This is a genomic window from Synechococcus sp. H55.9, assembly GCF_047462355.1.
Taxonomy (GTDB): Bacteria; Cyanobacteriota; Cyanobacteriia; order Thermostichales; family Thermostichaceae; genus Thermostichus.
Window position 1 is genome coordinate 1 of record NZ_JANSJB010000113.1, and the last position, 7,035, is coordinate 7,035.

At 60.3% G+C, this 7,035-nt stretch carries 7 protein-coding genes; 4 read left to right on the top strand and 3 right to left on the bottom strand.

The genetic code is table 11. The features are described from left to right. Positions 1 to 278: 278 nt before the first annotated feature. A complete protein-coding gene (gene pyk, locus NW857_RS11755; RefSeq protein ID WP_414336145.1) occupies positions 279 to 2,150 on the bottom strand; it encodes a pyruvate kinase in 1,872 nt (623 codons plus the stop codon). A gap of 169 nt (positions 2,151 to 2,319) precedes the next feature. On the opposite strand from pyk, the gene NW857_RS11760 reads away from it, so the two are divergent. Further along, complete coding sequence (locus tag NW857_RS11760) at positions 2,320 to 2,562, top strand: hypothetical protein (protein WP_414336143.1); 243 nt, start codon at positions 2,320 to 2,322, stop codon at positions 2,560 to 2,562. A 278-nt stretch (positions 2,563 to 2,840) separates the two neighbouring features. On the opposite strand, the gene NW857_RS11765 is transcribed toward NW857_RS11760, so the two are convergent. Together NW857_RS11765 and NW857_RS11770 are read right to left on the bottom strand one after the other, a co-directional pair. Beyond that, positions 2,841 to 3,587: a GvpL/GvpF family gas vesicle protein gene (locus NW857_RS11765; RefSeq protein ID WP_414336049.1), complete on the bottom strand. Its 747-nt coding sequence runs from the start codon at positions 3,585 to 3,587 to the stop codon at positions 2,841 to 2,843. Continuing rightward, complete coding sequence (locus NW857_RS11770) at positions 3,565 to 4,686, bottom strand: sugar phosphate nucleotidyltransferase (RefSeq protein ID WP_414336050.1); 1,122 nt, start codon at positions 4,684 to 4,686, stop codon at positions 3,565 to 3,567. Before NW857_RS11770 ends, NW857_RS11765 begins: the two co-directional genes overlap by 23 nt. A gap of 204 nt (positions 4,687 to 4,890) precedes the next feature. Between NW857_RS11770 and hisG the strand changes: the two genes are divergently transcribed. The 3 genes from hisG to NW857_RS11785 form a co-directional block, all read left to right on the top strand. Continuing rightward, on the top strand, positions 4,891 to 5,616 hold the full coding sequence (gene hisG, locus NW857_RS11775; RefSeq protein WP_414336052.1) for an ATP phosphoribosyltransferase: 726 nt from the start codon (positions 4,891 to 4,893) through the stop codon (positions 5,614 to 5,616). 191 nt (positions 5,617 to 5,807) lie between these two features. Beyond that, entirely contained in the window at positions 5,808 to 6,602 is a 795-nt protein-coding gene (locus tag NW857_RS11780; RefSeq protein WP_414369029.1) for a photosystem II manganese-stabilizing polypeptide, read from the top strand. A 106-nt stretch (positions 6,603 to 6,708) separates the two neighbouring features. Then, positions 6,709 to 7,035: class I SAM-dependent methyltransferase (locus NW857_RS11785; protein WP_414369031.1), on the top strand; the 327-nt coding region annotated here is incomplete at its 3' end.

Sequence of the window (7,035 nt, forward strand, 5' to 3'; positions counted from 1 at the left end):
AAGCGCTCCGCGCCGCTCACGCGACCACCCCCGGCCCCTCTCCCTGAGGAACGACCCTCACCCCCGGCCCCTCTCCCACCCTCACCCCCGGCCCCTCTCCCTGAGGGAGAGGGGAGTTAGGGATAGCGATCGGCGCTGTTGGTGTGAAGGCGCCGGCGTTGCGTAGCAATAACGATGTAGAGAAACGTTTCGTTGCTATGGCGTAGCCTGCTTTTGAGAACCGCCAGAGGGATCCCGACGCTCACTTTTGGGTAGAGCGCGGGACTGATGGCTCTCCCTCAAAAGCCCAGGCCATCTGCTCCCGAAGTCACGATGCCTTTTTCTGCGTCCAGAGTGACGATGGATCCATCCCGGATGAGGCGTGTGGCATCCTTGACCCCCACCAGCACCGGCACCCCCAGCCGCAGGCCGATGACCGCCGCATGGGAGGAAGCTCCCTCTTCTTCGGTGATCACTCCGGCTGCCTGTTTGATGGCCTCCACATAGTTGGCGTCGGTAGACTGCGCAACCAAGATGTCGCCGGCGGTGATTTTGCCGGCATCGAGGCTGGATCTCAAGATGCGGGCCGGGCCGCTGACGGTGCCTTTGCCAAACCCTTTGCCCTGGGCCACCACCGCTTTCACCACATCGACCTTGATCAGATCGGTGGATCCCGCAACACCGGGCAGGGTTCCTGCGCTGAGCACCACCAAGTCGCCATCTTTGAGCAAGCCATCTTCCTGGGCCAAGCTAATGGCCGCTTGAAAGGTCTGGCGGGTTGTGGCCAAATCCATCACCAACAGCGGATGTACCCCCCAAACCAACTGCAGCCGCCGTGCTACTTCCACGTGGGGAGTTACGGCCAGGATGGGAGTGCGCGGGCGAAACTTGGAGACATTGCGAGCAGTGGCCCCCGTTTTGGTCAGGGTCATCACGGCTACGGCATCCAGCTCCTGGGCGATCTCCCCCACGGCGCGGCTGATCGAGTCGGTGATCAGGGTTTTGGGCCGCGTTCCAGCAGGACTGGCGCCATTGCTGTTGCCGTTGTTTTGGCTCAGCTCCTGCAGGGCAAGGGCGCGAATGCGTTGCCGTCGGTCGGCGTAGGTCAAGTCAAAGTAATCTCGCTCGGTGCGCACGGCAATGCGGGCCATGGTTGCTACTGCCTCGACGGGGTATTTGCCCACCGCCGTCTCGTTGGAGAGCATGACGGCATCGGTACCATCCAAGATGGCGTTGGCCACATCGGAGATCTCGGCACGGGTAGGTCGGGGGCTGTGAACCATGCTGTCCAGCATTTGGGTGGCAGTGATCACCGGGATCCCCAGAGAGTTGGCCAGGGCGATCACCCGCTTCTGTAGGATCGGCACCTCTTCCGCGGGCAGTTCCACCCCCAGATCGCCCCGCGCCACCATCACACCGTCGCTGAGAGCCAAAATCTGGGGCAGTTGCTGGATGGCCTCATGTTTCTCGATCTTGACGATGATGGGTACCCGCTTGTCGGCTGAGCCCGCAGAAGGCCTCTTGGCCGAGGCGATGAGCTCGCGCAACTCCAGCACGTCAGAGGGATCCCGCACAAAACTGAGGGCCACCCAATCCACGCCTTGGTTGAGGCCGAAGTAGAGATCTTCTTTGTCCTTTTGGGTCACGGCGCGGATGCTCAGGCGCACGCCGGGAAAGTTGACCCCTTTGCTGTTGGAGAGAGTCCCCCCGACAATGGTGCGGCAGAAGAGTTCTCCCGCCGCAGGATCCACGGCTTCCACCCGCATCTCCACTCGACCGTCATCGATGAGGATCGTCGCTCCTTCGGGCACTTCTTGGGCCAGCTTGTCGTAGGTGACCCAACTGCGCTCTTGGGATCCCAAGACAGGCTTGCTGGTCAACACAAAGGGATCCCCGGCTTTGAGGGTGATGGAGCCTTCGGCGAACTTGCCCAAGCGGATTTTCGGCCCCTGCAGGTCTTGCAAAATGGCGACCTGGATGCCCAGATCCATCGCGGTTTGGCGGATGAGGCGAATGCTGCGGCGGTGTAGCTCGTGATCCCCATGGGAAAAGTTGAGGCGAAGGGTGGTTGCCCCTTGCAGGATCATCTCCCTGAGAATGGCCGGATTTGAGCTGGCAGGGCCGATGGTGGCGACAATTTTGGTGCGTCGAAAAGAATCGCTCAAATGCATAGCAATCTTTCCAAGGGAGAGCAGCCCGGATCCTTTCCCCACACAGGGATCTGTCTGATACGATAACCCGTTCTGTCTTTTTTGAGGCCCCGCTTTTTTGAAGTTCCCGACGAGAGAGGATGGGAAAATAGGCAAAGCACAGTGTAGAGACCCGATCTGGAGTCGAGCGATGCCGGTTGCCCCTGAATATGCTTTCCCCTTCGAGCACCATCAGAAGTTCTCTCTGGATAACCCCACCATCTCTAGCCCAGGGGTTTCTAAGCGCGAATACATAGCCAGCAAGGTGTTACAGGGTATCCTGAGCAATCCCCAGACCCCCGTTGGCGATTTGTCTCCTGAGCAACGGCAAGCCTTGGCCTATACGGCGGTGTTGTTGGCGGATGACTTGTTGGCGGCTCTCGGCGCTCAGTAGAGGGGTTCTTAAGATTGCAGCGGGGTTATCCTCTCTGGTTGAGGTTTAGGCCGCAGGGGGGGTCACAGATGCTGCTACATACTAAGGATCCCTGCTTGAGCCCATCCATGAACCCCCTCACCCCCAGCCCCTCTCCCACCCTCACCCCCAGCCCCTCTCCCTGAGGGAGAGGGGAGTTAGAGCGGCGCGTTGGCGACAGCGTTGCGGAGCAATAACGAGGTAACCAACCGTTCCATCGCCATTGGACTGGATTGAATGACCATAAAACAGAAAACATGTCAAAGCTTGACGAAATTGTAAGGAGCGGTGAAGTTGTTGTAGCGAATGCGCAGCCGCCCCTGAAAGGTCTGGTCTAGCTCCTCCACTTTTTGGGCAAAAGCCGGCTCATCTTCCCAGTTGATCAAAAATGAGCCGTTGTAGGCCATGTTCTCCGTGAGCAGATCGCCTTCCACGCGGTCGCTGGCCAGGGGGCTGAGGGCCGCCGTGAAGGTTTGGGCGATGCGCTGACGCCGCTGCTCCAAAAGCTGCTCCAGAGCCCGTCCGATCTCGACTACCGCATCCAGACCCAAAGGGGCGCCGACCATCTCGTCCCGCCGGGCTTTCAGGGCGGGGTTTTCCTCCAGCCCCAATTGGAGCTCTTGCTGGGGATCCCAGAAGACCTTTACCCCCACCTCCCGTTTGCCCTCTAGGCGCTGCAGCAGGGTCAGCAGATCGGCCAGGCGCGGTTTGACCAGATCCTGCTCCACCTGATCCCAACTGCTCACCACCAGGCCAAATTGCAACGGCAGCAGGGCGCGGTGTCCCTCGTTCATCACGGTTTCTAGGACGGCTTCGTGGGCCAGCAGATTGGCCCGGCTGGCCAAGTAGCGCTCCTGGCGGGCCTGGGAATAGAGAAAGGCCAAAGATCCCAGCACGTGAACCCCCACCGGCTGCTTGTCCAGCCCCACCACATTCAGGTGGCGCGGGCCGGGGGCAGCAACGATCCCGTAGAGATAGAGGGCGCTATTGGGATTTGCCGTTGCCATGGCTGCGGGCATCTCCGATCAACCAGGTGAGGTTGGACTCTTCCGTGTCGATGGCATTGCCATCGGAGGAAATGCAGTAGCGACCCATCACCATCTGGTGGCGCAGCGTCACTCCTGCGGCGATTTGGGTGTAGTTAAAGATGAGGCTGCCATCCAGCGTACACCCTTCGTTCAACACACAGCCGTAGCCAATGGCCGTGGGGCCGATGAGCTTTACCCCATCCGCCAGGTAGGTGCTGGCCCCGATGTACACCGGTGGCTCAATGTGGATGCGATCCCAGTTGGCGCGGATGTTGATCCCTGTCCAGACGCCGGGCCGAATCTGGATCCCGGGCACCTTGACGCCTTTGATCTCGCCGCGCAGCACCTTCTGTACTGCCAGCCAGTAGTCATGGGTACGGCCAATGTCCACCCACTGGAAGTCGGCCTTGAGGCCGTAGAAGGGGGCGCCGGCTTTCACCAAGGCGGGGAAGAGATCGCTGCCGATGTCATAGGGGCAGCCGGGGGGGATGTAGTCCAGGACTTCTGGCTCGAACACGTAGATGCCGGTGTTGATGGTGTTGCTGAGGGCCTCTTCCTGCCTGGGCTTTTCTTGGAAGGCGGTGACCCGGCCCGTCTCATCAGTTACCACCACTCCGTAGCTGGAGACTTGGCTGGGATCCACCTCTCGCAACACCACCGTGGCCAATGCCCCCTTAGATTTGTGAAAGTTGACCACCTGGGTCAGGTTGAGGTCGATCAGCGCATCGCCGCAGAGCACCACGAAGGTGCTGTCAAAAAAGCCGGAGAAATCCTGGATCTTGCGCATGCCACCGGCGGATCCCAGGGGTTCGGCCACCGGCTGGCCGTTCTCGAAGTGGCCCTCGAAGGAAAAGCCGATGTGTACTCCCCACTGCTGGCCATCGCGAAAGTAGTCTTCGATCTGGTGAGCGAGGTGGCTGGTGTTGATCATGATCTGGTCGAAGCCATGTTCCCGCAGCAGCTCCACCAAGAACTCCATGACCGGCTTGTGCAGAATCGGGATCATCGGCTTGGGCATCATGTAGGTGATGGGCCGTACCCGTGTCCCTTTGCCGGCTGCCAGGATCATGGCTTTCATGCCGTCCTCTCTCCTCCGGGTTCATCGTGTTTTTATCATCCCAGGATCTGCGTTCTGGAAAACATCTGCCGAGTCTACCTCGCCGGCAAGAGGTCAGTTCCCTACAATTGAGGACGCAGGATCCCTGGTATCCACTTTCCTTCTTTAACTAAGCAGCATTCCCACTGCCCTTGTCCTTTTGCCAGAAGGGATCCCTAAGTGCCTATGTTGACAGCCACCAGCCCTCGGCCAGCTCCGAAGCCCAATACCCCGACGATCACCGTTGCTCTGGCCAAGGGAGCCTTGTTGGCCGACGCTATCCGCTGCTTGCAACAGGTGGGGATCGATTTCAGTCGCTTTTTGGATCCCGGCAACCGCCTGCTGCGGATTGAATCGCCCACCCAGCTCAACGGGCAACGCTACGAGGCGCTGCTGGTGCGCAACCACGACGTGCCGGTGTACGTGGAATACGGACAGGCCGAACTGGGCATCGTCGGCTACGACATCTTGCGAGAGCGCTATGCCGGCAGCGAAGCGCGGGTGGCCCACCTGCTGGACCTGAAGTTCGGCTACTGTCGCATGTCGGTGGCCCTGCCCCAAGATAGTCCCTACACCTCGGCGGCCCAGTTGCCTCCCCATGCCCGCGTGGCTTCCAAGTTTGTCGGCTGCGCCCGCGAGTATTTTGACCGGTTGGATTTGCCGGTGGAAATTATCTCCCTCTACGGCTCGGTGGAACTGGCTCCCCTCACCGGCATGGCCGATGCCATTGTGGACTTGGTGGCCACCGGACGCACCCTGAGGGAAAACGGCCTGGTGGAACGGGACTGCCTTTTCGAGAGCACCGCCCGCCTGATCGCCCATCCCACCAGCTACCGCGTTAACCAACAGCCCATCGGCGAGCTGGTAAACCAGATTCGGGAGCGCTGGCTGGGATCCCTGGGCCCGTTCTGAGGTGGCCGCGAAAGGGTCTCACCCCTTTCTGGCCATCTGGCCGACTTTCCCTAGAGGGTGGGCAACTGGACTTGACCAAGAAACTTCTGCGGGCTCAGCCAAAGAGGGGATCCCTATTGCGTACAATAGGGGCATTCAGGCTTATTCTCCCCAGCAGCATTGAGATTAAAACAGGTTTTTCGAGGTTGCTTATGCGGTACCGTCCACTACTCGCCATCCTGTTGGCGCTCTGTTTGAGCGTCTTTGCCCTGCCGGCGGCGGCTGCTAAGGCCCCGCTGACCTACGACCAGATCCGCAACACCGGCAAGGCCGCCATTTGCCCTTCCGTCTCCGACAATGCCCGCGGCCGCATCGAGGTGCCCAAGGGGGGATCCCTGAAGCTGACCGATGTCTGCTTCCAGCCGGTGCAGATTGAAATCGAAGAGGAAAAGCGGAACGGGGAAAAAGAGTTTATCAAAGCCAAAAACATCATGATCTCGGCGGCCACGCTGGGGCCGATTAAGGCCGAGGTCACCCCCAAAGACGGCGCGCTGGAGTTCAAAGTGGTGGATGGGATCACCTTTCAGCCGACCACCGGTCAGTTGCCCCGCCGCGAGCGGGTGCCGTTTCTGTTCAGCGTGAAGGACTTGGTCGCCACCGCCCAGGGAGCCGCCATCGACCCTTCGACCGACTTTGAAGGCGAGTTCTTGGTGCCCGGCTACCACAGCAGCACCTTCCTCGACCCGCGTGGGCGCGGCTCCAACGCCGGCTACGACACAGCCGTGGGGCTGCAGGCGGCCAAGGACGACTTCGCCACCAACCGCAAGGTGGACGAGGTTTCCCAGGGGAAAATGTCGCTGCGCATTGCCCGCGTGGATCCCAGCACGGGTGAGATGGCCGGCTCGTTTGTCAGCATTCAGCAGTCCAGCACCGAGCAAGGGGCACTGGAACCTCACACCGTCCGCGTCCAGGGCTTGTTTTACGCCCGCCTGGCGCAGGAGTCTTGAAGAGAGCCAATTTTGGGCTTGAGAGGGGCAGGGATCCGGTCGATTCCTGCCCATTCTTGTTGATACTCTGTCTGTCTCGGTTTGCCCGTTGGGGAAGGGGGCAGTGATGGCGGGATCCCACAGCGTTTGTTTTGATCGGGCTGCCGACTTTTACGATGCCACCCGCAGCTTTCCTCCGGCTGTAGAGGAAGAGATCGCCGATGCCATCTTGGCGGCAGTGGGAGCCACTCCTGAGACCCATTTTCTTGAGGTGGGCATTGGGACGGGACGGATTGCGCTGCCGCTGATTCGGCGCGGCTGCCCTTACACAGGAATCGATATTTCCGAACGCATGCTGGCGGTTTTACGGCGCAAAATTGAACAAAGCCTGGGCCAGATGCCGCCGCAGGTGCATCTGCAGATGGCCGATGCCACCCAGTTGCCTTATGGGGAT